The following is a 25,186-nucleotide window of genomic DNA, read 5'->3' as shown; positions in this document are numbered from 1 at the left end:
TCACTTTGTGGAGCCGACTTCACGGTCCGGCGGCTGCCACCTCCTGCTTGAGGCGGGCGATGTCTTCCGCTGTCCCGATGATTTCCAGCAGGACATTTGCGCGGCTTGTCGCGACATAGATCAGTTCGGGATCGGTGAGACCTTCGATGCCGATCAGGAAGATGCATGGACGCGACAGGCCCTTGAAGCGCCGGACAGTGTCAAGGACGATGTGATCAGGCCGCACATCATCGGCACGGCAGGTTGGCTTGCCGGCGATCCTTTCGCCAAGAGCAGTCAAGGCGTCACCTGTTCCTGAGAGCACCGCAATCTGCCCCGGCGCTACTTGACCGGAGTTCAACATTTGCGAAATCCGCTCGTTCAGGCGCGCGAGGGCCATTTCGCCGTTGCGACATGCCATGGTTCCAACCGGCTCTCCCTCAGGTCCTGCAGGGATGCTTCGTCGGCCCTGATACCATTTTGCCATCAGGGCATGAATCCGTCGCGTGTTTCGAAGATTCCTTGTCAGTGCGATGGACGACGCCGGGAGAGCATCTATGAACCCCTTTTCCGGAGAGAACAGGCGCTGATTGTCGTCGTAGAATACATAGAATCCGCCGGTCTCCGGGTCGTTGATGGTGAGGCGTAGGGCGTGCAACCAGGAATCTCGAAAGTCCTGTCCCTCATCGATGATGACAGTATCGAAGCCGAGATCGGGGTTGTTGCTGACCGCGTCCACAAGGGCCTCGGGAAGAAGGTGGTCGAACACCGATTGGTCCCCGTCAGAGGGCAGTTCGACGCCAGCCTTTTGTGCGAGGGCTCGGCAAAGCGCATGGAAACTGGCTACTACGAGGCCTTCATTTCCCTGACAGATCGTTCGAAGATGGGCGGCCAGCGGCGCGTTGTAGCATGTCAGAAGCGTACGTCGCCCATCAGCGGCGGATCTTGTGGCCTTTTCAACAGCCAGCACGGTCTTTCCACTGCCCGCACCGCCCGAAATTGCCATTTCCTTGTTGTCTGCGAGCGAGTCGAGGATCCACGACTGTTCGGCGGTGAGCCGCTCGATGGTTCTGGCATCGTCGGCGAGGCTGATGCCGATGTGGGCCCTGAGTTCGAAATGGCTCGCAAGTAGCTCTTCCAGCGCTCTCAGGCCATCTAATCCCAAAGCGCTTTCGCGATGGTCGTCGCCTTCCGTCATCCGACGGACAATCCAGCGATCGAGGGTTTCCATGTCGTCCCCGAACGCGATGATCTCGAGCGGCGCATCTGGTGCCAGCGCTCGTCTGGGTCGGGCACTGCCGGGAAGGATAGCGCCATGGCGTGCTCTGACGAAACGACCGCTCAGCGCCCGACTTGCATTGAGGCGCTTCAGGAAATGGTGCTTGCTGCTGCGTGCCTGCGACAATGGATTCTTGATCCGGAACTTGAACCCGTCACGGTCCTCACTGAGCCACTGTCCGTCGGCTTCACGGCAGCTCACCCTTCCGCCCTTTACCTCGAGAAACAGCAACCCGTGTTCCGCATGCGCGACGATGAAATCCGCTTCTCCGTCGAACTCGGCACCGTCGCGATCCGCTTCATGCCAGGAGCGCGAATAGTAGCAGTTGTAATCCCCTGGCAGTTTGTCCCTCATGCGTTCGTAGACGCGGACCTCCGAAGACAGTTTCGGATTTTCAAGAACATGACGCGGCAGTTCCCTTGGATACATGCGGGCCATCTTCAGGACCTTCCATCCAGAAGCTTGCGGAAGAAACCGAGTTCAGGGTTCGCCGGTGTTCCGACCAGCATGCCGCGATCAAGGTGGCGGTTGAAATGCTCGCACGAGGTTTCCGGCAGGAAGGTGCAGCAGTGACAGGCCGAGGATCCAGATCCTTCTGAGAGCGAAAGGATGCCGCTGCTGCATAGCGGATCCGAAGAGCACCACTCGAGATCCCGAAGTGCGGCGAGCAAGATCGGGCCAATCTCGCTAGTGCGTCCCTTTCGTGACAACCCGCCCAGTGTTCCATCGGAGTCCGGTGCGGATGTGTATAGAAGGAATCCGCACATCCCGCCGGGACCTGGCGAGACGTACAACCTCTCTCGGATGGACGCGGTCGAGTACCCGCTGTCGAGTGACAGGCGCTCCGAGAGCGCGTGGGCCGTTGTGTGTATCAGGAGCAACCTCGCCGAGATCGTCATGGGGAAGGGGCGATCGCTGCCGTTGTGGTCCTGCCACGCACGCTCGGCGGCCTGATGCGCTTTTGCAGCCCTTTCGACCACGTTTGGGTCGTTCTCCCATGAACGTACGGCTGTCTCGTCGAAGTTGATGAATATGCCTTCCCCGCGCACCTCGATTGCCGGAAGCCAGTTCAACTTCTTCTCAGATAGTGGCGCCACGAAAGCGCTGTTGTCGGCGGCTTCCACCGGACTGAGACGGGTGAATGCCTTAAGAGCTCGGACTTCGCGCAACCTCTCGACCGAGACTACACGGTCCAGAACGCCCTTCAGATCGCTCGGGATCGCCTGAGGCGAGATCTGGAACTCCGGGAACTCTTCTCCGTCCGGGCCGCCCGAGCAAAGCATCAGGTGCTCGTTGGGACGCAGGTCACCGGCCTTGTTGTCGAGCATTGTCAGCAGGGTCAGTATCCGCGCGGTCAGATCTTCCGGCTTCGTGTCAGGCTCAGGCCAGACGGGAAGGATTCGCTTCCGGACGAAGTCGGGGAGCTGCGCCCTGTCGTCCAGCGCAATGATGTCCGGCCAGAAATCCTCCAGCATGTCCCGGAAGGAACCACCGAACGGCGGCACGTCAAGCGCGGATTCAATTACGGGGAAATAGGCGTTCGATGCACCGCGCTGAATCGCAACTGGCTGATGGTTGCAGGGTTCTGGCTGCTTCCTGAGCCATGGTGACCTGCCGTCGCATGAAATCTTGCCCAGCGCGCCGGGGGACAAGGCACCATCCAGGTCGCGTTCGGACTTGCACTCGGTGCAATGCACCTTGAGCCCCTTCAACCCGGCGCCTTCCCCGATGAGCTTGAGAGGCTTCTTGCGGGAGCAGGACTCGGCGTGCTTCGGCCATGACATCCAGGGAAAGTCCTGAAGATGCCCCGCCGGGCAGGTCACGATGAAGCGGACCGGCACTGCATATACCTTCCTGATGCGTGAGCCTCGCCCGGAACTGCACGAAGGGCACCAAAGCTCGGGTTTTCCGATCTCGGAACTCCAGAAGCGGCTACGCTGCAGGAGGTTGCACTTCGGACAGACATGCCAATCCGGGAACCTGTAGGCAGGCAAGAGGCGTGGTCGCTTTTCCCTTCCGACTTTTTCGTCTCCCACAGGGGGTAACCTGAACCCGTTCACCTGAAGCCTTGCCTGAAGTGGCTCATGATGAATGCGTTGATCGTTCAGAAGCCCCTTCTTGATGGCCAGTTGATCCCAGGCCTCAAGACCAGCCGCCACCACGGAGACAGGCGCGCCGTTCTCGCCTCTGAAGTCGATGATCGCACCGGGGCCATTGCCCGTCAGAACCTGACTCCGACGAATTTTGCCGATCGGCTTCATTGTGCTGCCCCCCTGTCGGATCCGCCTTCCAAAAGAACATACGATGCCGAAGCTTCAACGGAACGCAGCGAGTTCGGGGTCGGCTTTTGCCCGGCAAAGCGTGCCTTGTTGCCGCGCTCTGCTGCCGCTTCCGCCGAAGTCAGAAGTGCTTCTCCGTAATCTTGCCAATAGTCCTTGAGACCGTGTCGGTCGAACCAGTCATCAAGGAACGAGTTGAGTTGGGCGCGCGCAGCATCTGCCTCTACCGGATCAATCCGCTCGATGCGGGCAATTACGGTTTCGAGAAGTGCTTCAGCTTCTCTTTGATGGTGTTCGATTGCGCCAGGATTCTCCATCCCATCAACCAGATGGCGCACCATCGCGACATACGGAGCATGAAGTGCGCGGTCGCGTGCACGCGGGGCGAAGGGGGTCACGCTCGTCGCTTCCACATCCCGGTAGAGACTGCGATGCCAACTGGCAAAGGTCTCGTATCGGCTGCGATCGCGGGACTTGGCCGCATTGAACAAGGTGATCACGACCCCGGGCGCCTGCTGGCTTCTGCCAACCCGGCTGGTGGCCTGGATGTACTCGGCAATTGTCTTTGGCTGACCATTGACGACCATCAGACCCAGCCGGGAAACATCCATCCCAACCGAGATCATGTTGCTCGCCAGAACTATGTCGACGTGGTCGGGATCGCTCCAGGCACGCTCCAGATCCTTGAGGTACTTCGGAATGTCGCTGGAACGGACACGGCTGGTGAGTTCGATCTGCATGCCTGCGTCGCGCTCGACCTCACCCGGTCTGCGTGCAGCGTAGTCCCGGATACTGCGCGCAACGTCGTCGCGCATGAGAACGAGGGCGCCACCTAGCTCTCTGAGCGAATTGAAGTAGTTGACTAGTGTCCAGTATCCGTCGCGCCTGTCTGGCGGTAGCGTCGTGTCGGTAGCTGCCTGGAGCAGAGATGCAGCGACAGCCTGTTGAGTGAATTTGGCCGAGCGCCCGACGGTCGAGATGCCTATATAGCGACGGCCCGGCACGTCACGATTCTCGATCGCGAAACCCGAATTGGTGTGATCCAGCCCGGGCGGGGGGAACTGGAAGGAGCTGCGGTCAAACAGGGCCTTGATCTGGTCTTCAGCTCTGCGGATCGTGGCCGTTGATCCGATGATCTTTGCCCTTACGCCAGATGCTGAGCGACACAATTCATCGATCGCGGTCTCGTAGAGCCCCGCCAGGCTGCCCAAGGGACCCGATATCAGGTGTAGTTCGTCCTGGATCACCAGTTCCGGGGAATCCGCCGCCGTTCCGATGCCGAAAAGGCAGCCAGTTTTCTGGTTTCTCGTGATCTGTGCGTACTTGTCGACTGTGCCGATCAACAGCGTCGGCCGCTCTCGATAGACATCCTCGTCTACGGTCCAGATAGGGAGCAATGCCAATTCCTGCCCCACGTCACATGACTTCGTCAGGCAGCGTACCTCTAAACGGCTTTTGTCCGGCGAGATCTTCCAGTCGAGGACTTCACGACAGCATGGGCAACTGCGCAACTGAGCCGGCGAGCTTTCCGCTTCCGTACCGAGTACCTGCTCCGCCTGCGAAACCGTGTTTGGTGTGGCACCTTCTCCTACCCAAAGCCCGAGGGAAATCGGCATATCCGTTGCGAAGTGTGCAGGCAAATCCACCTCTCGCAGCTTGACCTTCCCGCGCCTGACCATCTCGCAGGCACAGATCAGAGCAGCTGCGCGCTCGAACTGCTGAATGGTCAGAAGTCTGAGGGTGTAGCGCATGAACGTTGTCACGCCTGCGCCGCTCGGGTTCCCCGCTGCGCGGAGCCGACGGAGGAAGATCGTGAAAGCTGTCAGCAGCAGATAGGCTTCGGTTTTTCCGCCACCGGTCGGAAACCAAAGAAGATCCATAGTCTCGCGATCGGAGGAGTCGGGGTTTGCGATCGACTCCAGACACAGGAGCGCGAAACCGAGCTGAAACGGCCGCCAGATCAGATCGGGAGGCTGCGGATTGATGCGCCATGAGTACTGGAGCGCGAGAGCGGCGTTCGCGAGCCTGAACGCGGTCAGCACCTCGGGTGACGACTCCAGCAGCGCGATACCGGCTCTCATCCGCTGTTCAGCGGTTCGGCAGCGCTGCATATGCACTCGTGCCTGCTTGACATGCTCCTCCGGCATGCCGAGCGCTGCATCTTCCATCCTCGCAACCCATTGTGCATAGGCTGCAACGAACGATTTCAATCCAGCGAAGAGAATGGGGGCTTCTTCCGATGCAAGCCACGACGCCGCGAGCGGCAACCGAGCTTCGTCCTGCCGAAACTCGATATCGCCTTCCGCACTGACGACATGTACGGTGGCTTCCGGAAACCAGCTTGTCCTCACCTGCCGTACAGCCCCATCAACGGACTCGTCCCACATCGCGGAACAGGTGTGACCCACAGCGAATTGCTGCACGTTCCGATAGAGCAAGGCAGACGTACGGGCATCGTCTTCGTCGCTCGCCGATCCGGCCCTGTCCGGCTTTGGAACGAAACTGCAGTCGGCCGCGCATTCCACGCTCAGCGAAAACTGAAAGAGCGCTGCTTCCTCGTTGGCTGCGCGGCTTCTTGCTTCGGTCGGCCTCGCGTCGTTTGTCACCGCAAGCGTCACGAGCAGAATGTCACCCCAAGGTGCGATCCGGCAGTGCAAGGACGTTCCGGCAAGCCCGCTGCCGGCAAGGCTGATGACGGGGGCCGCTTCCTCGCGCAGTTCCGCGAGTTGAAGTGAAACCTCGGCGAACTGAGGATCTCGCCGCCAGCTCTGCACCCGCTTCATGGATGAACCGGCGCTATCATCGGCCGCGCTTTCGGGCCTGTAACGAGCCCCATCCACCCGAACCCGCAGTCTGGGCGCCGAACCGGTTGGTCGGACGGCAAAGGAAAGACCAGCCGAACTCGGTCGGAATGCCGAAGCTGCCTTCACCCCATCCAGCGCGGTCCCCACCGCATCCGCATCGTCAGCATCGCTCGCTTCGTCGTCATCTTCCGGCGAAATCGTCGTGCGAGGCGGGAACAGGATTCCGGTCAGGTATCGATCAGTCGGCCGATCCTTGATCAGTTCATTCGGCTCTTCCGGGCCGATGAGATCGACCTTCAACCGTTCGAGGAGCGTGTCGCGCGCATCAATCATTTACGTTCTCCAGACACCAGAATTATCGCTCAGCGAGGAATGCTGCCAAAGCCGCCAAGCAGTGGCATGAGCGCAAGGCTCGGGGCTTCTCCGGACCGCCCGGGCACAACAACCGTAGTCGCTCCCACGACGGAAATTCCCGCGACGACTTCTGGAAGCGCGGAATCCGGATCGACCTTTCGTAGCGCCTGGATCAAGTCGATGAAGGCATGCGACAGGCACCCGATCGCCGCTCCGTCGTGATCTCCGATCCTCAGAACCAGACGTCCGCCTGTATCAGGATAGGCCGCCACTCTCGGTTCATCGATCGATGCACGCCAAATGCACGAGATTGCTTCCGCCTCATTGACGACATGGCCCGAACGCACGAACTCGGCCCAGTCGACGAGATCGCCCTCAAGTCCGATCTCGATCATCCTATGATCGGGATGCGCGGCCCAGTAGCGTTCCGGGTCCCCGATCTTGTAGAATTTTCTGGGGCTGATCCACCCTGTCCGCAGCTCCGTGCTTGCGCGGGTTGCTCCGACGTACAAGGTGCGGGCTTCCTCCGCCCAGTCCACACGGTCGCCGTACGGTGCCCGAGTGAGCAGCAGCATGACCCTTTCGGCTTCTCTCCCCTTGATCGCATGGATCGTCGAGAGCAAGGGTCCCGAGCTTCCCTCATGGTCGCTGAGGAGCTCAAGGGGGGGATCCTCAAGGCCTTCGGCGATGTTGCCAACAGAGATCATATCTCGACCCGAAGCATCCAGGTCGAGCAGGATCTCCCAGCACTCCTCAACGCTCCGCCATGGCGCCGGGCTTAGTCCCTCATGGAGGGAACGAAAGTCACTCTGCGACATACGAGTCGAGGCCGGAAGGCCCCCCAGAAGCACGCCGATCCATGCCTCAATCCTGGGTGGGCGGTCGGGCAGACGCAGCCGGAAGCTTCTGCCGGCGGTGCGCATGTGTTCGGCAGCAGTGAACAGGCCTCGACGGCTTCGGGTCAGGATCAGGCCGCCTGTTGTAGACGGATGAAACGCAAATCCCTTGATGTCATTCTCAACCGCAGCGCTCCTGATCCGCTCTCGAACATGAAAGTAGCTCTCCCGTGAACCCGCCGGATCGCCTCTCAGTGTCTCGCGAACTGAGGAGAACATTTCCTTCAAGGCTTCCGTCCGGGTGCGGTGGTCGCGCACAAGCTGATCGCAAGTGAAATCGGCACGCGTCGCGATTTCTGCGAGCAATGTGGAACCTGAAGTGCCCCTGCGCTGGTAGCCGTAGATCGATTGTGCAAAATCCCCGAAGACGGTTACGCCGCAGGCGGGATCGAGCAACGCAAGAAGCGCCTCGCACATCTCCTTGCGGTCGCCGACGAGATCCTGCGCTTCATCAATGATTACGTGTTCCAGCTGGCCAAGTGCATCTGCAACGAGTGGGTTGTCGGATCGCATCAGTCTTGTCGCAGCCCGAATGCCGGCATCATGGCCGCCTGAAGAACTCAAACCAGCATTTGCAAGCAGGCGCGCCGCGAAAGAGTCGAATGTCCTGACCTGCAGCGCGGCGGCGTTCGGTAATTCACCAAGGCGGCGACCGATCCGTTCTCGAAGCTCTGCGACCGCGATGCGCGTGAAGCTGAGTAGCAGTATACGCGAAGGGGCGAGACCCTCTGCCTCCACTAGGGAGATGACACGTTCACAGGCCACATGGGTCTTGCCGCTCCCGGGGCCAGCCTCGACCACCATTCTCAGTCCAGCAGGAGCCTTCGCCACGCGAAGCTGGGTCTCATCGGGCACAGAGTCGAGATCCGAAGAATCGAGGGGGGCGAGGCCGAACCATTCATTCAGGAACGAAGCGTTCTCTTCACTTATCGACCATTTCTGTTCGACTGGATCGAAGGTTCCGCAGAGCGAAAGTGCCCTGCGCAGTGCAGCAGGCATCTTGCCGTCTCCAGTCCAGTGCCCGATGGGCTCAATTGCCTGGTGGCCAATCAGGGACACGGGTTCATCAAATGACGCAAGAATCTCGACCAGACTCTCGGTCGCGCCTTCAGTGACTTCCGGAAACAGTTTTTCGGAGCCTGTTCCGACGGAGATACCATGATCGCCGAGGGCTACGATCGTGCCGTCAGGCAGTGCAACCCGACGCCCCGGCAGGCTGACCAGAACTGGCTCGTCGCGCATCGTGCCGTAGCCAATGTCCTTCAACTCGCACAGCATGTCGATCACTCCGGCTACCCGGGCCGTGGCGTCAACGCGGTCCATGTCATCGAGGAACTGCAAAACCCAATTCACAACTTCGGCGCGGCTGAGGCCACGGCGCGCACGGACGATGCGCCGGACCAGATCCGCGATCGCACTTGTGCTGCCGTTGGTCGGTACGTCTGGCACATACCGGCCGGGCGCAAACGCAGTTTCAGACGTCACACGACACCTCTCTCTACACCCCCCAATTATGATTGACGTTCAGATAGTTAGTAGTCAACCTTGAGATGATTGCCTCGGACGGTCTCTGCGGTGATCGTATTCCGCGATGTTGTACGAACTCGGATGGAAAGATGCATGGTGCGAATGTGCTGACCGACCAACATCAGGCACTTGCCGAGCGCTTTGTCGACCTTGCTCGGACACGAGGTCAACTGCCGGTATTTGCAATCGAGCATGGGCTTGACGAGCCAGCGCTGGAAGAACTGAGAAGGACGGTCTCGCGACAGATTGAGGAGGATCCGCAACTCGCGGGAGCAGTGTGGGCGTGGAACTATCTTCCGTTGCTGGTGATCGCAACGGAGGTGGGGTACCGATACCGCGGCACAGGAACCGATTTCTGGCCGGTACTCTCTCAAGAACTTGGGGTGGAGGCGGGACCTGCATTCCGTTCCGGTCTGTCTCGGCTGTTCGAGCTCGGACACAACAAGCTTCGCCTCGCACAACCCGGCGACAGCCCCTGGGAACGGCATTTCCCCCATATCTCATGGCCTATCGGCAACTCGGTGGTGCCTCTTGAGATTCAGCCCCAGCTTACAGACGCCCTCAGACGTGCTGTCAGGGCAGGAGTCTCAGCCGATGATACGGACCGGCTGCTCGACTACCTGAGAGCGCTTGCGGCGGGGCATGCAAGTCGTCGCTTCGAGAACTGGCTCCTTCAAAGGGGCGTTGCCCTCGAGGTCATGCGCAGGCTACTTGCCCCCGAGTCGGAAGGTTGGCTGTCTGGGAGCCTTCTCGCGAGAGTCGATCGGGATATCCAAAAGGATTGGGGTGCGCTTCGAGCAATCACCGAGGCAAGGAAGACGGTCGCAAGAAGAACGGCGCGCCTAACCCAGATTGCGGCATCCCGCTATGTTCTTGCGCTGAGGGACGGCGAGCCAAGACATCTGGGCATTCGTGGGCCAACGTTGCCGGGCCAGCTACGAGATGAAGCGATCGCCGCTTTGCGCATACATGGTGACCGCATACGGGCGGTTGATGGGATTCATGTGATCTCGCTTCGCGCATTCCTTGCCGGTGGTGAAATCGTCCTGAAGAATATTGCTCCTTTCCCGAAATCTCCGTTGCGCCGCGACGACGCTATCGATCGTGATGAGGGAATTGCAAAGACCACTCTGGAACGTTTGCAGCCGCTTGAACCGGAGTATTTCGCTGTCGAGTCCAATGGCCTAGCAGCTCACGCCGTTTTTCCAGGCGAAAAGCTTCAGCCCGAATCCAGGATTCTGCAGCTCATTCATGCAGGTGAGGACGATAACGTCGAGATGCGGGCCCTCGAAACATCCGACACTTCGGATATCGAGTTCTTGCGTCGCCGCGGGTTTGTGATAGCGGACCGCGTTCCAACTCTGCGGATTGCTGGATTGCCTGCGCCCGGGGCTTCAAGCAGGTTCATTGATGACTTTCCGGTTCTGGTATCGCAGCGGGGAGCGGCGGACGCTGAATTTCTTCTCGATGGAGCGGTGACCTCAGGCGATCCTCTGAGTATCGGCGGCACCGATTGGAAGGCAATCAGACCGGACGTTGGTCTTCATCTGATCGAACCGGCCGAAGGTCGAGAACTCGACAGGCTGGAGTTCGAAGTAGTAGAGCCGCCGGACATTGAACCGGCCATGGTGAAATTGTTGCCGGCCAACGCAAATGTCTCCGATCTCGAGACAGGCCGACTTGAGATCAGAGTGACTGCTCCCCTTGCGCTTGAGGCTGTTCCGATCCGCATTCGAGTGGTTTCCCCGAACGAGCCGGCGCTCGCGGCTCAAGGTGTGATCGACCGCCTCCCGGCGAGGTTAACGGGACGTTCTCCGGTGCTGCATGAAATCCAGACAAAGTTGGCTGGGCAGCGATCAAACGAAAACGGCTTGCGACTGCATGTCGAAGCCGAGGGTCTTCTGGATAAGGTGTTTTCGCTTCCACCGGTTCGCCGCGAGATACGTTATGACGGGGAGACGGGCGACTGGACAAGGAGCGGCGAAGATGCAGGAGCGATTCCTTCGATCACGGCGACGGTCGTTGCGCCTCTTCTTGGGGCAGCAGGGGACGGCAGCCCGGGAGGAACCCGGCTGGTACTGCCGGATGCGGCCGACCACGAGGCGCTGACGGCGGGCCTGATCCTTTCCGGATCGGAGTCCACTCGGCTTGGCCTGGGAGATCGCAGGAGAGTGTCACTTCCTGCATTACTTCGGGAACCGACGTCGAGCGAGAATGGCGTTGGAATCATCGAATTGGCTCGCGCAAATGTTGCGTGGCAACTTGCAGAAGCGAATGACCTTCTTGGAAACTGGCAACGATGGTCGGTGGTCGAGGAGCTTGAAGCCGCGTTGATCGAGCAGCTTTGCGGAACGAGATGGCGCAGGTTGGAAGCAGGTATCGATCTCTCGATTCTTTCCCCTCATGGCGCGCTTCTTCGTTGTGCCGACGCCCTTGGCTTGGTCTCAGGCGAGGACTTGCCGAATATTGAGACTGCTCACGATCAGGAGTTTCTGAGAGAGCGACTGGTCATCCGTCTTCGAGAAGCCGTGCCGGACATCTCGGAAGCGCTGTTGCAGTGGACGGAAGATCTGGCGGGAGAACTCGATCTTGCGGTGATCGATGCATATGAAGACTTGCGACAGAAACTGGAAGCAGACGGTATCGAAGCCTTCGACGAAGTGGACATGGCCCGTCCCGCAGACTCATGGCGGGATGCGCTGGAACGCTCGCGCGAAATCCCGCTGCTTCCGATGTTCCGCCCGTTCATTCTGCCGGAGGCAAGGTGGTCGGCACTTATCAGGCCCTTTTATAGCGAGCTTACAGAGGACGACCTGGTCGATCTTCTTGACTCTACCCACGTTGACGCCTCCAGACGACCCGGGCTCCGTTGGCTCGGGCGTTCCGAAATCCGAACCATGCTGCAATTATGGCTTTCACCGAAGTCAATGGTGGAAACAGAAGGCTGGCGAGAGTTCGTGGCAAAGGGACTTTCGGACATCCGTACCAGCAGAGCCGTTCGTTATGTTGCGCTTCGACGCAAACTCGCGCTTGGAGACCTGCCGAACGGGAGTGCCAATTGATGGACCACTACCTTAGATTCGTGAATTGCGTACAGGCTTTGCGACGAAGGGTTTCGGCTCTCGATATTGGTCTGGGTGGCGCCCTCGGGGTCGCCGCTGATCCTTTGCCCCACCAGATTGCAACCGTGCGACGGGTCCTTGCAGACTCCCACATTCGTCACTTGATTTCGGACGAGGTGGGGCTCGGCAAGACCGTGCAGGCATTGATGATCGTGAATGCCCTGCGCTGGCAACATTCTGCACACCGAACACTGGTGATTGCACCGGACAATCTGTTGGCGCAGTGGCAGGAGGAATGCTGGATCCGAGGCCACGTGATGCCCGCTATCGCCGGTTCGATCGGGGATGGCATTCAGGACGAACTGTCGCCAGTCACGCTGGCGCGTCCACGCGATCTGATGACACGTCCTGGACAGGGTGCGCGAACAATAAGCGCGGATCCTGCTGTGTTCGATCTCTTGATCGTTGACGAGCCACAAACGATGCCAAGAGACGCGCTTCAGGCCATTTCGCAGGCAGCGGACGAGTTCCGGCAAGTTCTTGTTCTATCCGCCACTCCGAGACTCGGCGATCCTGCCTGGCGCGAACCGATCTTGCGAATGATCGAGCCCGAGGCTGCCGCGCTTGCGAGGATGGAGGGTCGCAGCGTAGCTGACATTCTTCAAGACCGCGAGGAAGCGACAATCGCAGATCTTGACGGATCGGATAGCCCGGAAGACCGGACCCAAGGCTTCCTGAAGTCGGGAGCAGCACGGCGCATCATCAGGAACGGTCGCTCCGAATGGGGTGAATTTCTGCCGCAGAGACGCAATCACGAAGTTCGGCTTCAACCACTTACTTTCGAGCGAATGCGGCATGAGATCGCTGCCTTGGTGCTTGCGGACGCAGATCCGGCCGAAGGCATCCAAGGACCTGCCTGGACAGCTGCACGTGCCCTGCAGCGCAGCGCGAGAGCGGCGCGGACGGTTCTGACAGAACTATCGACACGGGGAGGGAGCCTCGCTCAGCTGGCAGAAGCCGCACGTATCAAGTCACTCGAAGACCCCGGTGACAGTCGCCTCGAAGCCTTGCTCGATATCCTTTCGGAGCAATGGTGCCATGACGAGGATCGCGCATTCATCATTGTCTGTGGAGACAATCCAACCATCGACATGCTGGGCGCAGCGCTTCCAAGGTACTTCCCTTTCCTCTCGGATGGCATCTCAGTTTTACGGCGCCCCGCAGCGACGGATGTCGAAGGCGTCACCAATCTTCGCGAAATTCAGGAAACACTTGCGCCGTTGCTGTCCGGCGAGAGCCGCCTTCTGCTCGTCGGCGACTGGGTGCAAGCAGGGCTCAACCTTCACCACGTGGCCCAAGGGATCATCTTTTTCTCGTTGCCTTGGGAAATCGACGGTATCGACCAGCTGATCGGAAGGGTGGACCGTCTTGGCCCTACAGGCGACCGAAAAGGCTCGAGACGTGTCATCGATATCTGGCGCATCCTGATCGAAGGATCTCAGGAAGCCGCCATTGCCGACACGGTGGCGGCACTTGGCGTGTTCGACGCTCCGCTGCCACCACTTTCACCCTCAGAACTGGCTGAGCTTCAGACGGTGCTGGGACGTGCTGCCATCGGGCGCAAGGCAGCCCTTTCGCTTGCACCACTTACGGGAAACGGCACCGGACTGCCTTCTCGATTCAAAGAAGCAGATCCTTTCACAAATCAACAGGCAGCAGATGGGTTCGATCAATGGCGTCAGAGGCCTTGTCCAGCGCCGGCGATGCTTTCTGAACGCGCGCGCCCAATGGATACACCGATACGGCGAGAAGAGCGAGCAATCGGTGCCTGGCTGAAGGCAATCACTGCTTCCAGCGATTTCGACATCGGGTATCGTCGTGACAAGGTCGACGACTACGGGTTCCAGACGATCTGGTATCATGGCGTTGGCGAACGAGGGCGTGCGGGCGATAGCCCTTTCGCTCTACCTTGTGCGTCCCGCGAGAACTGGATGTCGGGACACGTCCCGTTCATCTATCGTCGAGCGGACATCTCTGCGCCGCCTCGGAAGATCGTCTTCACGGACGATGGGGAGCGTTCAGGAGACGGGGAAAGATCCGGACGCCCGCTACGCTTTTTCGATCATGGCGCAGAGCTGCACGATGGTCTGGTCGCCGGCTACACGGCCGCATGCTTCAATGGTTTCGGAACAGCAAAGCCCGTTGTGCAGACGAGCGTCAGGCTGCCTGAAGGTCACCCGGCAAGAGGGATTGGCCCACTGGTGATCATTTCCGCAGCGCAGATCGATCCATTTCCTGATGGACTGCTTCCACCTCTTTGGACACCCAGAGCAAAGGAAATCCTCGAAACCGCGCCGACAGATGCGCAGAGGCGAGCGCTCAGCGCCGACCGCTATGCGCTTCAAGCCCTGTTTCACGCCCTCCAGCGCAAGATCAGGATTGCGGCGCCAGCAAGGCTAGGTCGAGTTGGGTCCTGGAAAGCACGAGATGGCTGGCAGGATTTGACGGTTGATCAAGCGGACCTGTGTCTACAGCCGATAACTACGTCCACCAACAATGCGTTGGCGAAGGGCAGAACTCCACTCGTGCCCCTCGAGAAGCATGAGGTTGTTAACGTGATCCGATCTCGACAGTTGGCAGCGATCACCTCGCAGGTGGAGCAACACAAGGCGTCGGTCCTTAATAGTGTCCGAAAGGAACTTGTAGGCTTCGCCTTGCAAGCCAGTGCCCATTTTCAAGCAGAGATCAGAAACAGAGAGCTAGCCTTGGAGCGCCGCAGGCAATCACCACCCGAAGCCGGTCCAGTCGAACTTTGGCAGGGTCAGGTGGCCGCTTTGGAAAGATCACTCGAGATGGCCCGATTGAATTATTCGGAAGCCACAACGTTCATCCGCGACATTGCCGGTGGGAGCGTTCTATTTGGGGGAATTCAACCCTGCACGGTTCTCTTGGCTCTCGTCACCGACGAATGACTGCAATGTGAAGTTGGAACACCTCATGCCGTTGGAAACCGCTGGCTCCACAAGGCCACCAAAATTCGCAGGAAGGCTCAATTGCGGGGTTGCTCCTCAAAATGAACTAAGGCTGCGCGATAGCGAAACGCAGTAATTTCACGGTGCCAGATGGGCGTGCCGGAGTGGCCCGATCTCCGACACGCCCCGAATTGAACGCAGCCGCATGCACGGCCACGCGGCCGGCGAAAACTCGAGCCGACCTGGAGGGCTCCGAGCGGGTTCGCCGCCATCCCCACCGCCGCGCTTGATCCGGCCCACAGTCCGGCGTCTCCCGCGGTCCCCGCGCTTGTTGGGTCCGGGTCCCCATTGTCCACCGACGGAACGCTACTCGGCCTCGGTGATCTCGGCGGGCGTGATCTCGGTAATGCTCTGGAACTCGCCGAGGAACTCGGGATGGTTCTGCGCCAGATAGCGAACTACCCGGGCGTTCCCGAGTAGCTTGCCGACGTAGCCCTTGATCACGGTCAGATGCAGATGGTCCTGACCGTAGGTGTCCTGGATCGAGGCGATCCCCTCCTGCAGCCGGGCGAGTTCCTGTTCCATGCGCGCCATCGCCTCAGGCGTGATGCCTTTGACCTTCTTGGGCTTGGAAGCCTCGACCAGCTGGACCTGCGGCGTTCCCGCGAGGATCGCGTTCACGTAGGCGACGGAGTAGTTGTTTGCGTTGACCAGAAGCTCGGCGGCCTCGATCTGACGCATGGTCTTCATCTTGCGAAGCGCGTCGAACACCGCGCCGGTCGCCGGCTTGTCCTTAAGGATTGCGACCGCTTCCTCGCATATACCGTCCAGCAGGCGCACCTTTCGCCGGATGCTGCTCATGTTGAGATCTAGCGCCAGCGCGATCTTCTCTTCGGGTACGCCGCGCTCGATCGCCTTTCGGATCATCTTGTGCTCCTGGATCGGTGCGAGGCGGCTGACTTGCCGGTTATAGGTGAAGGCCTCGTCGTCGGTGGAGACCAGACATTCCACCTCCTGTTCGCCGGTGTCCTTCAGCGCCTCGATCCGCAGGTGCCCGTCCAGCAGCAGCCAGGTGGCGGACTTGTCCGGATTCGGGACGACGACGGGCGGCTCGACGATACCGATCTGTGAGATTGAGGCCACGATCTGCCGATACTTCCGGCTGGATTTTGCGGACTTTCCGAGGGCGCGTAGCGGCAGGATCGCATCGATGGGGATCGTGATGCAGTCTTCCTCAAACCCGAAATTGACGCTGCGCGGGCGCTCGCGTGCCTCACGTTTCATGCCGGTGCTCCTTCGATGACAGCACGGGCGAGATCTGCGGGCATCGTCTCCAGTCCCTCGGCCCTGAGCAGCGTCATGAAGTGCTCGTCGGCGCAGAGTTCGCGAAAGGCCTCGCGCACGAACATCAGTCGGCCTTGCGTCAGTTCGGCCTTCTTGATCAGCAACTTCTGGCGTGTGGCTTCCTGCTGGTAGGCCCGCACCAGACCTTCACTGGTCAGCGCTCTTTTCCCAACCCTGCGTCCAATTGGATTGTTTCTCAGCTGTGGTCCCCGGAGTTCACGCTGCTGGATCAGGCGGCGAACAAGCGCCAGCTTTCGGCCGCGCAGCTTGTTCTGGGTATAAGCGTCCATCAATGCCTTTTGCGCGCCCTTCACGTCCGTCTTGGAGATGTCGATGGCGAGGTTCAGTGGCAGAAGTCCGGTCTCCACGGCTGAAACGAGGCGCTCCTCGCCCTTCTCCAGCAGTCCCGCGATCATGTTCACGTATTCGGTCGATACGCCGATCTTCTCCCCGATCTGCCGGTCGTTGTAGCCGCGCTGGCGGAGGGCGCCGATCTCGCGCATCAGGTCGATAGGGTTGTGCTGGCGCCGCGCGCAGTTCTCGACGAGGCTCATGACGAGGCAATCGCTCTCGTCGGCTTCGATCACGAGGGCCGGGATGTTGTCCTGCCTGAGCTCCATGAACGCCTCGAGGCGGCCTTGGCCACAGACGAGGTCGTATTCTTGGGGATCGGTCGCGGCGCGCGGCGCCACGGTGATCGGTCGCTTCAGGCCGACGCGCGCGATGTTCTCCACCATCGCCTCGAAGGTGCGCCGGTTGCGGACGCGAGGGTTGAGGATACGGATCCTGTCAGTTGGGATCAGGGTCACCTGCTTCTGGCTGGTCGGCTCCATGTTGTCGGGCATCACGCCACCTCCGGGATCCTGGCCCGCGAGGCGAGCGCGTAGAAGAAATCGAGTGTATCGAACCGATACGCATCGAGCGCGAGCCCGTTCTGCTCGGCGAGTTTCAATTTCCCGAAATTCATGTCGATGCTGGGTAGCACGTAGTAGTCGCGCGGTGCCTCGTTCACCTCGTCCATGCGAACGGCGATGGTGATGTCGGGCACCAGGCCAGTGTCCAGGCGGATGCGCCAGCGGAGCGACCCAGCCACCGTCGCGGTACAGCGGGCGAGTACGATGGACAGAGTGAACTCGTCGTTGACGCGCACCAAGTCAGTGTCGGGCTCCCGCACGGCCGACCCGCCGTGTCTGATAACGCCCGCGATGATTTCGGCCACGACCTGCGGATGCGCCTGCCGCAGGGCCCGGTTGACCTCGATGTAGCTGTAGTCCCGGTCGGGCTCGTATCCGATCAGCCGGTAGGCGCGCAGGAGGCTGCCGAAGCGGCTGCGATAGGCGCTGGAGGACGGCAGATCGTCCTCCTCGTCGATGATCAGGCCCGACAACATACCCTGTCGCTGGAGGATCGCGCGAAGCGCGTCGAGCAGTTCCTCGTCCGAGAAGTGGCGGCTGCGGGCATCCACAATCTCCCGCGCACGCAGGAAGAGCACCTGATCGACGATGGCCGTATAGGCGCCCTCGGCCCGGATCCACATCTCGCGCGGGTTCACCACGCGGCGCTGCTTCAGCTTGAAGGACACCTTCGCGAAGACATTGTTCCCGATGTATTTTTCATTGGTCAGCACCTGATGCACGGTCGCCCGGGTCCACGGCCGGTCGAGATCGGTGCGGTGACCTTCGGCGTTCAGGAGCTCCGCAATCTCGCGCTCGGCACGCCCCTCGTTCACGAACATCTCGTACATGCGCTGGACGACCCGCTGCTCCTCCTTGGGGCCAGGGACGAGGATCACACGATCGGTCTGGAGGCTCTTCTGCTCGCCGCGGGACAGCTCGCCCTTGGGGTTGCCGTGCTCGTCGATCAGCACCCGTCGCAGCCCGTATCCGGCCGCGCCGCCCTGGCGATAGCCCAGCTCCACTAGGCGGCACTGCCCGGCGAAGACCTTCACCGACAGCTCGCGGCTGTATTCGCCCGCCATGACCCGCTTGACGGTCTTCAGCAGGTTCGAGCCGATGCTGCCATCGTTCTCGAACTGCTCGCCGCAGTAATGCACCCGAATCCCGGCGCGAGAGCAGACATGTTCGTGATAGGCACCCTCGTCGGCATCCTGAAACCGGCCCCAGCGGCTGACGTCATAGACGAGGATCGCCTTGAAGTCGGCCTGGCCGGACTGGACCTCGGCCATGAGGTTCTGCAGCGCCTCCCGGCCGTCGAGTCGCAGCCCGGATCGCCCGGAGTCCTCGAACACGCGCAGGATCTGCAAGCCCCGCGCAGCGGCGTAGTTCCGAATGACGACCAGTTGGTTCTCGGTCGAATACTTCTGGTGGTCAGTCGACATCCGGACATAGGCGACGGCGGGCACGTCCGGCTCGGCCGCACCGTCGCTCTTGCTCGAATTGGTCACTACCTGACCGCTCACACAACCATCTCCTTGGTGTAGCTGGCCAATCCATCCGAACCGACTGAATCCAGGACTGAATCCCTCGAACCCATCTACAGCGAGGGAGGCCGGAATGTCGTTTCCGAAAAAGGGCAAGTTCTTTCCGAAACAAAACGGATATGGTGGAAATGGTGGGAGTGATCCGGAGATCGGGTTCGCCGCTGAAATCGCAGCTGCGCTGCGCAGGTCCCATGGGGACAGCAGGGCGGGTGTCAAGATCGTCGCGTCCTGGACTGGCGCGAACGAGAAGACAGTGAAGAACTGGTTTGCCGGGCGATACGGCCCAAGCGGGGCGCATCTGGTCTCGCTGGCTCGTCACTCCGACGAGGTGCTGGAGACTTTCCTCGCAGCCGCGGGCCGGCACGACCTGATGGTGGCTGTGAAACTGGCCGCCGCCGAGGACGCGATTGAGGAACTTCTTGTGGCGGTCCGTGTACTGTCATCACGAGAGCAGTAGGGTCTGCATCGGCAGGATCGCGCCACTGAGGTCCACTTCCCTGCTCGAAGCAAAAAATACCTTGTTCGGCTTGAAGAAGTTCCCTGTTCCTGTCGGTAGGGAAATGCCGAATAAGGCATTGAATAGTCGCGGAGATTTTCGCCGAACCTGGCGTTGATTGCCAGAAAACAGCAGAAATTCGCTGTTAATTTCCCTGTTTGCAGGGAATTTTGCGGAGACGGGATAGCTCCAGACTGGCTCCTCCGCCACTTGCCCTCCCAAAAGCGTTCTCCCGATCCTCCCGCGGCCGGATTTTTCCATTGTTTTCGAGGGTTATGCGGCTGGGGCTGAGCACTGGCACCTGCGCCAGGAGGCTCAAGAGCGGTCTCTCAAGGCCGATATTCTCCAGACCTCATGACTGCGCGAATTTGGTGAACTATCTGCAAGGCTATGTAACGAAAAAATTTTTCGGAGAGGCGGCCTGAACACTTCGACCGGGGTCGCGTTCGGTGATGGAACGGAAATCGAACGCTCGCTCGGTCGTAAGTTCATTTTGAGCAACGTCGTGTCGTTACTGGGCGTGACGATTGGCAACAAAAGATGCTCGCGCTACCTAGGAACGAACTCTCTCACATTGCACCCTCGTCCTGATCTCCGTTGTCGCCAGCGCCTCTTCTAAGTCGCTCAGCCAGCTGCATTATGTCGGCACGGAAAGTCTGAGTGACGCGCCCGTACCCCAAGACATCTGCGACCGACCCGGCGAGGTCGGCGGGAGCCTGCGCCAGTGTCTGCTCAAGCAGGCCCAGTTTTTCCGGCAGAGGTACCTCTTTCCACTGGCGCGGCCGACCATTCACCTCAAGTCCGCGGAAGGGTAGAACATCGCTCGGTTCGACCGCCTCCGGCCAGAAGATCCAATGCTCATCTGTGGAGCGGGTCCGAGGGGCGATCCGCTCCACCGCGTGCCAGATGGTCGAGGAGATCTGGCTGCCGGTTCGTTGAAACCCGTGATCCCGCGCGATCAGGTCGCTCATGCGCTTGAAGGTGATTGGCGCCTCTTCGGCCACGTAGCGGCGTGCCAGCCGCTGCAGGGTGGGCTTGTAGCTGGGCGCATGGAAGGAGTCTGGGTTCAGAGAAAGGTCAGGCTGCGCCACGATTTCTAGGTCGAGTTCCGGGGCCGGTGATGTGTCAGTTACTGCCATCTTGGCGGCAGGCCGATGTTCCGGTTCGTACGGGGAACGGGTAAGTGCCGTCCACGTGAACCGCGTCCTGCGGCAGCTTCGCGAGAGCGGACTGGTGACCTTTCGTGACGGTCATGTGGCATTTCATGATTATGGCCAGTTGACGGATCTCGCCGACTTCGATCCGGAATATCTGGATCAGACGGGGCCTCTGCTTGCCTGAAGCCGGAGGAAACGCCGCCAGGAGGTTAGATGCGGCCAAGCAGCAAAAGGACGACCACGATGATCAGGATCGTGCCGAGCACACCTGTCCCGGCATGACCGAAGCCATAGCCGTAGCCCCCGAAGCGCCCGCTGAACCCGCCGAGCAGAAAAATGACAAGAATTATGACCAGAATTGTACCGAGCGACATGGTGCTTTCTCCTTTGTCGGCGCGCGCCCGAAGGGGATGCGCTCCGGTGGTGACTGTGTCTGTACGGGGGTGCTTCAGTTACCCTCGATTTTGACGCCGTCCTCGTTGATTTCGATATCGATGCCGCTTTGGCGTTCCACATAGTAGAGATATCCAGCCCCGACGACGCAAACGGCGAGCGCCCCAATCAAAAGGAACAAGAAGTTGCGACTCATTTCCGTCTTCCTTTCAGCTTTGCGGTGTTAGGCGTGCCCGATGGAAAGTGTATGAAGCGCTCATTCCGATGGGTTTTGACCCATTATTCGTTGCGGCAGCCGGGCACGTTCAGGTCTCTGCAGAAGTAACCCGCAGCGCCGCCGATGACAGCGCCGGTGACAGGGCTTCCGCCAGTTACTCCGGAAATCACAGCACCGCCTGCAGCACCGGCAATACCGCGTTCTGTATCGTTTCCGAGACATCCACCGAGGCCAAACACGATCGGCAGGAGAAGAATAGCTTTGAAGTACATCTGACAATCCTTTGGTTGTTGTGAGCGGGAATCTATTCGATGCTCCGGATGGAATTTGGCTCGTGCGCGGTCGCTAAGCTGGTGTCGCAGGGCGTCCGCGCATTTAACTCAGGCGGGAAGCTTTACGCGAGAGCGTGAGGCGCAGCATCGAGAGAATTGTGCGCGTCGGCGGCGTCGTTGGCATTCTGGGCCGTCTCGTCCGCTTGGCGATGCTTCAATGCCGCATCCTTCTTCGTGCCGGAGGGCGCCTTGTCCCACGCGGCGTTCACGGTTTTGATCTTGTCAGCGACGTTGGTCAGTTTGTTTGTTTCGGGTGTCATTGGCTTGTCTTCTCGTGAACGGTCCGGAAACGAGAAACACGCGGGACATGGGGACGAGGGGACAGCTTGCCCCACGTGTTTCTGGCTCACTCGGACAGTTACATGCCCACCAATATCCGGTGGACGATCAGACTATTGCACCACCGTCATCGAGCCACACTGACATAGGTTGGTTTGCACCCGTGAATCCGGACGTCTTTTGACCAGGGTTCCCGCCGCTATCAGGCTCCGTATTCAGTGATAGCCAATCATCTGGCCCTCTACCTATTTCTTCTTGTGCTCGCCTAGATTGGTCAAGGTTTTGCCCTTCGTGAAGTCGGCTGTTGCAACGACCTTTTCCTTCACCTTCTTAGGCTTCTTCGCTTCACGGTTGCCGCGTTGCTTGTTACCTTTGGTCATTTACGTTTCTCCTGATTGTGAATTATTTTGCTGAACAGATCGGTGTTGACATCCTTCAGGAATGTGACTTCTCGTTCCGAGACTCCTGATGAAAGGCCGCGTACATTCACATCATTCCACCCATGTCGGACATTTCGCTACCGGCAGCAGCCTCCTTGGGCTTTTGCGCGACCATCGCCTCGGTCGTGATCAATAGCCCGGCAATGGACGCGGCGTTTTCCAGGGCGATCCGAACGACTTTCGTCGGATCGATAACGCTGGCCTTCAGCATGTCGACGTACTCCTCGGCTTGCGCGTCGAAACCGAAGCTCCGGCTGTCGTTCTCGATGACCTTGCCAACAACAACCGATCCGTCGACCCCGGCATTTTCCGCAATCTGGCGCAGCGGAGCCTGGATCGCGCGCCGAACGATCTTGATGCCGGCATCCTGATCGCTGTTCTCGCCCTTCAGCGAGGCGAGAACCTTGCCCGCATGAACCAGGGCCACGCCGCCGCCGGGCACGACACCTTCCTGAACCGCAGCGCGGGTGGCGTTCAGCGCATCTTCGACGCGGTCCTTGCGCTCCTTCACCTCGATCTCGGTTGCCCCGCCGACCCGGATCACGGCGATGCCGCCGGCAAGCCTGGCGAGCCGTTCCTGCAGCTTCTCCTTGTCGTAGTCCGAAGTGGTCTCATCGATCTGCGCCCGAATCTGCGTGACGCGCGCAGCGATCGCATCCTTGTCGCCGGCACCGTCGATGATCGTCGTGTCATCCTTGGTGATCGTGACCTTTCTGGCGGACCCGAGCATGTCCATGGTGACATGCTCCAGCTTGGTGCCCATCTCAACGGATATCACCTGACCGCCCGTCAGTACGGCGATGTCTTCCATGATCGCCTTGCGGCGGTCTCCAAAGCCAGGCGCCTTGACGGCCGCAACCTTTAGCCCGCCGCGCATCTTGTTGACGACCAGCGTCGCCAGCGCCTCGCCCTCGATATCCTCGGCCACGATCAGCAGTTGCTTCTCGGCCTGAATCACAGCCTCCAGCAACGGCACCATGGGTATGAGAGAAGTCAGCTTCTTCTCGTGAAGCAGGACGACGCAGTTATCCAGCTCGACGACCATTTTCTGAGCGTTCGTGACGAAATAGGGGCTCAGATAGCCGCGGTCGAACTGCATGCCTTCGACCACTTCGGTCTCGGTCTCCAATCCTTTGTTTTCCTCGACGGTGATCACGCCTTCCTTGCCGACTTTGGCGATCGCGTCGGCGATCTGCCGGCCGATCTCGACTTCTCCATTGGCCGAAATGGCGCCGACCTTGGCTATCTCGTCGCTGTCGCCCACAGGTCGGGACATGGTCTTGATCTCGGCCACGACTGCAGCGACGGCTTTGTCGATCCCGCGCTTGAGATCCATCGGGTTCATGCCGGCTGCAACCGACTTCATGCCTTCCCGGACAATCGCATGGGCGAGTACGGTTGCCGAGGTGGTTCCGTCGCCAGCCTCGTCGTTCGTGCGCTGCGCGACCTCCTTGACCATCTGGGCGCCCATATTCTCGAAATGGTCCGAGAGCTCGATCTCCTTGGCGACGGTCACACCGTCCTTGGTGATGCGCGGCGCACCCCAGGATTTATCGAGAATAACGTTTCGGCCCTTGGGGCCGAGGGTGATCTTGACGGCATTTGCCAGCGTGTTGATGCCTTTCAGCATTCGGTCGCGGGCATCGGTACTGAAGCGAACTTCCTTGGCGGACATGATGTTAATTCCTGAGACTGAGGTTGATGTGAAAGATTTCGGGCTCAGGCGATCACGCCGAGAATATCGCTCTCCTTCATGATCAGTAGGTCTTCGCCATCGAGTTTGATCTCTGAGCCGGACCATTTTCCAAACAGGATCCGGTCGCCGGCTTTGACGTCCATCGGGATGCGCTCGCCGTCCTCGCGCCTTCCCCCGGCACCAACGGAGACAACTTCGCCTTCTTGAGGCTTCTCCTTGGCAGTATCAGGAATGATGAGGCCGCCCTTGGTCGTCTCGTCGCCTTCAATGCGGCGGACGAGCACCCGGTCGTGGAGGGGCGTGAATGACATCGAAGTGCTCCTTGTTGAGATTTCGTTGGCGAAACGGGCCGGTTTGAATGCTCAGCTGCATTGCGCGCAAGTCCCCGGGATCCTATTCGGTCTCCACTCCGAGAATTCGGATCGAAACCACCGCCCGAGCGGTTCACCGGCGTCGAACCGAGTTTCCGCCAGCGATGATCGCATTGATCAATTCAGCGACGGCCTGGTGCTGTTCCATCTCGATTTTGGTGCCGACGGCGTTTTCATGGGTCGCGGCAGCGTCACGAAGAACCCCCACGATCTCGTGTTCCGGCAGCAACCCGCGATCGTTCATGGCAAGCAGGAGCGCCTCGCAGATCGATAGGGCGGCCAGCCCCGCATGTTTGCTCGCCGTGGACATCCAGGGTTCCTTTCTTGGCATAATGAACCGGGAAGGTGAGGTTCGGATGCATCCATACTTCTCGCAGGAAATGCTTTATGCTGGACTGATCCAGAGCAGTGTCCGGGCCGATTTCCGCTCTTGGGTCGCGACACGTCAGGAGGCCCCATGGCATCAGCTGAACTCAGCCCTCTTACCCGCAAACTTTCAGCCTTCGTCGCTCTGTCGGAGGTCGAGCTGGCCGTGCTTGAGCGACTGCACCAGCGCCGTCGCTCCTTCGTTGCGGGGCGTGATATGGTGCATCAGGGCCAGTCGTCTCAGGCCGCCTATATTCTGTCTGCGGGCTGGGTCTGTTCCTACAAGCTACAGGCCGACGGGACGCGGCAGATCGTGGATTTCCAGGTGCCAGGGGATTTTCTAGGGTTGCGGAGCGTGCTCTTGCGCACTTCAGATCACAGTTTCGAACCCATCGTGGACATTGAGGCTGCCGAAGTACTGACGAGCGACCTCCTCGATGCGTTTGCGCAGACCCCTCGCCTGGCGACCGCCATACTCTGGGCGGCGTCAAGGGACGAGGCGA

General features: G+C 59.9%; 21 protein-coding genes and 1 pseudogene. 5 read left to right on the top strand and 17 right to left on the bottom strand.

Annotation, left to right across the window (positions count from 1 at the left end):
• Positions 1-19: 19 nt before the first annotated feature.
• The 4 genes from OE647_RS06555 to OE647_RS06540 are packed head-to-tail and all read right to left on the bottom strand — an operon-like array spanning position 20 to position 9,076.
• On the bottom strand, positions 20-1,696 hold the full coding sequence (locus tag OE647_RS06555) for an NERD domain-containing protein (RefSeq protein WP_263720920.1): 1,677 nt from the start codon (positions 1,694-1,696) through the stop codon (positions 20-22).
• A 2-nt stretch (positions 1,697-1,698) separates the two neighbouring features.
• Positions 1,699-3,519, bottom strand: coding sequence for a DUF1998 domain-containing protein (gene drmB / locus OE647_RS06550; RefSeq protein ID WP_263720919.1), 1,821 nt, complete (start codon positions 3,517-3,519; stop codon positions 1,699-1,701).
• Entirely contained in the window at positions 3,516-6,674 is a 3,159-nt protein-coding gene (locus tag OE647_RS06545) for a helicase-related protein (RefSeq protein ID WP_263720918.1), read from the bottom strand. The genes drmB and OE647_RS06545 overlap by 4 nt, the downstream gene beginning before the upstream one ends.
• 29 nt (positions 6,675-6,703) lie before the next feature.
• Positions 6,704-9,076, bottom strand: coding sequence for a UvrD-helicase domain-containing protein (locus OE647_RS06540; RefSeq protein ID WP_263720917.1), 2,373 nt, complete (start codon positions 9,074-9,076; stop codon positions 6,704-6,706).
• A 131-nt stretch (positions 9,077-9,207) separates the two neighbouring features.
• On the opposite strand from OE647_RS06540, the gene OE647_RS06535 reads away from it, so the two are divergent.
• Both OE647_RS06535 and OE647_RS06530 read left to right on the top strand, forming a co-directional pair.
• Complete coding sequence (locus tag OE647_RS06535) at positions 9,208-12,180, top strand: hypothetical protein (protein ID WP_263720916.1); 2,973 nt, start codon at positions 9,208-9,210, stop codon at positions 12,178-12,180.
• A complete protein-coding gene (locus OE647_RS06530; protein ID WP_263720915.1) occupies positions 12,180-15,152 on the top strand; it encodes a DEAD/DEAH box helicase in 2,973 nt (990 codons plus the stop codon). The genes OE647_RS06535 and OE647_RS06530 overlap by 1 nt, the downstream gene beginning before the upstream one ends.
• A gap of 366 nt (positions 15,153-15,518) precedes the next feature.
• Here the strand turns inward: OE647_RS06530 and OE647_RS06525 are convergent, their stop codons facing one another.
• From OE647_RS06525 to OE647_RS06515, 3 genes are read right to left on the bottom strand one after another with little or no spacing between them, the layout of a single operon-like run.
• Positions 15,519-16,436 carry a plasmid partitioning protein RepB C-terminal domain-containing protein gene (locus OE647_RS06525; RefSeq protein ID WP_263720914.1) on the bottom strand — a complete coding sequence of 306 codons (918 nt, stop codon included), beginning with the start codon at positions 16,434-16,436 and terminating at the stop codon, positions 15,519-15,521.
• Complete coding sequence (locus tag OE647_RS06520; protein ID WP_263720913.1) at positions 16,433-17,341, bottom strand: plasmid partitioning protein RepB C-terminal domain-containing protein; 909 nt, start codon at positions 17,339-17,341, stop codon at positions 16,433-16,435. The genes OE647_RS06525 and OE647_RS06520 overlap by 4 nt, the downstream gene beginning before the upstream one ends.
• Positions 17,341-18,858 carry a recombinase family protein gene (locus tag OE647_RS06515; protein ID WP_263721097.1) on the bottom strand — a complete coding sequence of 506 codons (1,518 nt, stop codon included), beginning with the start codon at positions 18,856-18,858 and terminating at the stop codon, positions 17,341-17,343. The genes OE647_RS06520 and OE647_RS06515 overlap by 1 nt, the downstream gene beginning before the upstream one ends.
• A 151-nt stretch (positions 18,859-19,009) precedes the next feature.
• Here OE647_RS06515 and OE647_RS06510 point away from each other — a divergent pair, with 151 nt between their 5' ends.
• The gene (locus OE647_RS06510; RefSeq protein WP_263720912.1) at positions 19,010-19,393 is read left to right on the top strand and encodes a hypothetical protein; all 384 of its coding nucleotides are present in this window, start codon (positions 19,010-19,012) and stop codon (positions 19,391-19,393) included.
• Here the strand turns inward: OE647_RS06510 and OE647_RS06505 are convergent.
• Both OE647_RS06505 and OE647_RS06500 read right to left on the bottom strand, forming a co-directional pair.
• The gene (locus tag OE647_RS06505) at positions 19,379-19,642 is read right to left on the bottom strand and encodes a hypothetical protein (RefSeq protein ID WP_263720911.1); all 264 of its coding nucleotides are present in this window, start codon (positions 19,640-19,642) and stop codon (positions 19,379-19,381) included. The genes OE647_RS06510 and OE647_RS06505 overlap by 15 nt on opposite strands.
• A gap of 359 nt (positions 19,643-20,001) precedes the next feature.
• Positions 20,002-20,571 carry a DUF3320 domain-containing protein gene (locus OE647_RS06500; RefSeq protein WP_263720910.1) on the bottom strand — a complete coding sequence of 190 codons (570 nt, stop codon included), beginning with the start codon at positions 20,569-20,571 and terminating at the stop codon, positions 20,002-20,004.
• Positions 20,572-20,611: 40 nt separating this feature from the next.
• Between OE647_RS06500 and OE647_RS06495 the strand changes: the two are divergent.
• Positions 20,612-20,773 (top strand): annotated as a pseudogene (locus tag OE647_RS06495) (Crp/Fnr family transcriptional regulator); the annotation flags it as partial.
• Positions 20,774-20,798: 25 nt separating this feature from the next.
• Here OE647_RS06495 and OE647_RS06490 read toward each other — a convergent pair.
• The 8 genes from OE647_RS06490 to OE647_RS06455 form a co-directional block, all read right to left on the bottom strand.
• On the bottom strand, positions 20,799-20,963 hold the full coding sequence (locus OE647_RS06490) for a DUF3309 family protein (RefSeq protein WP_263720909.1): 165 nt from the start codon (positions 20,961-20,963) through the stop codon (positions 20,799-20,801).
• Between the two features lie 74 nt (positions 20,964-21,037).
• Positions 21,038-21,178, bottom strand: coding sequence for a hypothetical protein (locus tag OE647_RS06485; RefSeq protein WP_263720908.1), 141 nt, complete (start codon positions 21,176-21,178; stop codon positions 21,038-21,040).
• A gap of 83 nt (positions 21,179-21,261) precedes the next feature.
• On the bottom strand, positions 21,262-21,471 hold the full coding sequence (locus tag OE647_RS06480; protein WP_263720907.1) for a hypothetical protein: 210 nt from the start codon (positions 21,469-21,471) through the stop codon (positions 21,262-21,264).
• 122 nt (positions 21,472-21,593) lie between these two features.
• Positions 21,594-21,791: a hypothetical protein gene (locus OE647_RS06475; RefSeq protein WP_263720906.1), complete on the bottom strand. Its 198-nt coding sequence runs from the start codon at positions 21,789-21,791 to the stop codon at positions 21,594-21,596.
• A 264-nt stretch (positions 21,792-22,055) separates the two neighbouring features.
• Positions 22,056-22,190, bottom strand: coding sequence for a hypothetical protein (locus tag OE647_RS06470; protein ID WP_263720905.1), 135 nt, complete (start codon positions 22,188-22,190; stop codon positions 22,056-22,058).
• 106 nt (positions 22,191-22,296) lie between these two features.
• Positions 22,297-23,925 carry a chaperonin GroEL gene (gene groL, locus OE647_RS06465; RefSeq protein WP_263720904.1) on the bottom strand — a complete coding sequence of 543 codons (1,629 nt, stop codon included), beginning with the start codon at positions 23,923-23,925 and terminating at the stop codon, positions 22,297-22,299.
• Between the two features lie 44 nt (positions 23,926-23,969).
• Entirely contained in the window at positions 23,970-24,257 is a 288-nt protein-coding gene (locus OE647_RS06460; protein WP_062563235.1) for a co-chaperone GroES, read from the bottom strand.
• Between the two features lie 133 nt (positions 24,258-24,390).
• The gene (locus OE647_RS06455; RefSeq protein ID WP_263720903.1) at positions 24,391-24,627 is read right to left on the bottom strand and encodes a hypothetical protein; all 237 of its coding nucleotides are present in this window, start codon (positions 24,625-24,627) and stop codon (positions 24,391-24,393) included.
• A 147-nt stretch (positions 24,628-24,774) separates the two neighbouring features.
• Here OE647_RS06455 and OE647_RS06450 point away from each other — a divergent pair.
• Positions 24,775-25,186: Crp/Fnr family transcriptional regulator (locus OE647_RS06450; protein WP_263720902.1), on the top strand; the 412-nt coding region annotated here is incomplete at its 3' end.

The sequence above is a fragment of the Albidovulum sediminicola genome (genome assembly GCF_025751575.1).
GTDB lineage: Bacteria > Pseudomonadota > Alphaproteobacteria > Rhodobacterales > Rhodobacteraceae > Albidovulum > Albidovulum sediminicola.
This window is presented reverse-complemented; position numbering and strand designations above follow the sequence as displayed.